The organism is Methyloceanibacter marginalis (genome assembly GCF_001723295.1).
GTDB lineage: Bacteria > Pseudomonadota > Alphaproteobacteria > Rhizobiales > Methyloligellaceae > Methyloceanibacter > Methyloceanibacter marginalis.
The window spans coordinates 1-1,244 of the sequence record NZ_LPWD01000297.1 but is presented as its reverse complement, the minus strand read 5'-3'; the positions used below and the strand labels follow the sequence as shown (position 1 = coordinate 1,244).

2 protein-coding genes and 1 pseudogene are annotated in these 1,244 nt (G+C 64.1%); 1 reads left to right on the top strand and 2 read right to left on the bottom strand.

What is annotated here, in order from left to right; all coding sequences use genetic code 11:
• A partial coding sequence (locus tag AUC71_RS11200) for a CBS domain-containing protein (protein WP_069624331.1) occupies positions 1-372 on the top strand: 372 nt, incomplete at its 5' end.
• Between the two features lie 48 nt (positions 373-420).
• Here AUC71_RS11200 and AUC71_RS11195 read toward each other — a convergent pair.
• Both AUC71_RS11195 and AUC71_RS19575 read right to left on the bottom strand, forming a co-directional pair.
• On the bottom strand, positions 421-774 hold the full coding sequence (locus AUC71_RS11195) for a hypothetical protein (RefSeq protein ID WP_141701623.1): 354 nt from the start codon (positions 772-774) through the stop codon (positions 421-423).
• 126 nt (positions 775-900) lie between these two features.
• Positions 901-1,244: pseudogene (locus AUC71_RS19575) on the bottom strand (acyl-CoA desaturase); the annotation flags it as partial.

The window sequence follows — 1,244 nt, the reverse complement described above, 5'->3', positions numbered from 1 at the left end:
GACACGCCCATCAGCGAAATCGCCAAGTTGATGCGCGGGCATGACATCGGCTGCATCCCGGTCGGCGACGGCGACAAGCTCGTCGGAATGGTCACGGACCGCGACATCGTCTGCAACGGTCTGGCAAAGAACGGGCTCGATGCCGCCAGCATGACGGCCCGGGATGTCATGAGTTCCGGCATCCATTGTTGCCGGGAAGACGACGATCTGGACAAGGCGGTCCATCACATGGAGCAGCTCCAGATCCGCAGGCTGCCCGTGATCGACAAGGACAAGCGGATGGTCGGCATGCTCAGCCTGGGCGATGTCGGAGAGGCGGCACCGAACGCGCTGCTATCCGAATGCGTCAGGCACGTGTCGGCGCATCACTAGGCAAATGACGCGGCGATCCGAGGTGGCCGCTCGGCCCCTCGGAGCCGGCTATTTCGGGCCGAGATAGGGATCGTTGTAGCGGGCATCGACGCAGGCCACGCCATTCCAGTAGTGGTACTGGCCGCAGCTGCTCGGGCGTGCCGGGGCGATGATCACAACGTCGCCGTCGCCGCCTATTGGGGCAACGACCACATCGTCATCGATGGCGCGGCGCGGCCCGGACGGCCACACACCATTCCGCCGGTAGTAGCGCTCGCGCCAACCGACGGTTTGAACCGCGCTTTGATCGACGGAAAGAGCGGTCAAGGCCGGAAGCGGGCTTGCCGTTACGCTTTCCGGGCCAACGCCAAGAACAAGGCTTCCTGCAACGAGGGCCGCAGCAGACGTCAGAAGAATTCGCATGTCATGCTCCTTGGTTGGTCCTACCCGTCGTTTGCATAACGGTTGAGCGCTGCTTTCGGTTCAAACCAAGGGGCGCATGAACAATAATGGGTTTCCGACTGTCCCAGGGGCCAATCGACGGACGGGCTAAGGCCGGCTCTCGACGGCCCCGGCGAGCTTGGCGCCGACCGAAGCGAGCAGCATCTCGTAGGCCCGGTCGGCGATCTCCTCCATCGACTTGGTCTTGGCGAACATCGCTCTGGCCTTGGCCGTAAGCTCTTCGCGGCTCGGCATATGCGGCACATGCGGAAGATGCATCGTGGCCAGTACCTCGGCCGTGCGGTCATGGGCCCGGGCGAGCCTCTCCCGAAGGGCCGTCAGTTCCGACCCTTGCAGGGCTGCGGCGATGGAGTTCGCGATGCGCTCGGAATTGAAATGCGCCGCGAGCTGCTCGGCCGCGCGATTGATGACCGATGCGCCGAGACCGTGCT